This is a genomic window from Vibrio sp. 704, assembly GCF_033339295.1.
Genome location: NZ_JAWOUH010000796.1, coordinates 1 through 569, shown reverse-complemented (window position 1 = coordinate 569; position 569 = coordinate 1). Strand labels below are relative to the sequence as shown.

The following is a 569-nucleotide window of genomic DNA, read 5'->3' as shown; positions in this document are numbered from 1 at the left end:
GTTCTGCCGTGTTTGGTTCTGGCGTTAGCACCTACGACTCAAGTTGTTGGTTTGATGCGTGCATCTGTTGCAGAAGTTATGAGCCAAAACTACATTCGCGCAGCCCGAATCAAAGGTTTATCGAATCGTGAGATCGTCACTCAGCACGTAATGCGTAACGCCATTCCGCCCATCATTCCAAAAGTTGGGGTTCAGCTATCTAGCATGATCACTTTAGCGATCATCACCGAGTCGATTTTTAACTGGCCGGGAATTGGTCGCTGGTTGCTGGATGCGCTTGCCAATCAAGATTACGCCTCAATCCAAGCAGGAGTAATGGTGCTTGCGACACTCGTATTAACTGCCAATATCCTTTCGGACTTGATTGGCGCCATGATCAACCCTCTGGTGAGAAAGGAATGGTATGCTAACAAATAACGTTTATCAGGAAGAACGCATTCCAACTCAGTTTGAGCGATTTTGGCGTAGTTACCGCGCTAACGGGTTAGCGATGTTTGGCTTGTGGTGTTTAGGCTTGATTGTATTGATCACCATCTTAGCTCCGTGGCTTGCTCCGTTTGATCCACAAG

At 47.5% G+C, this 569-nt stretch carries 1 protein-coding gene and 1 pseudogene; both read left to right on the top strand.

The genetic code is table 11. The features are described 5' to 3' along the window. On the top strand, positions 1–417 hold a 417-nt coding region (locus R7R24_RS29170), incomplete at its 5' end, for an ABC transporter permease subunit (RefSeq protein ID WP_318120520.1). Continuing rightward, positions 404–569: pseudogene (locus R7R24_RS29165) on the top strand (peptide ABC transporter permease); the annotation flags it as partial. The gene R7R24_RS29170 and the pseudogene R7R24_RS29165, both read left to right, overlap by 14 nt.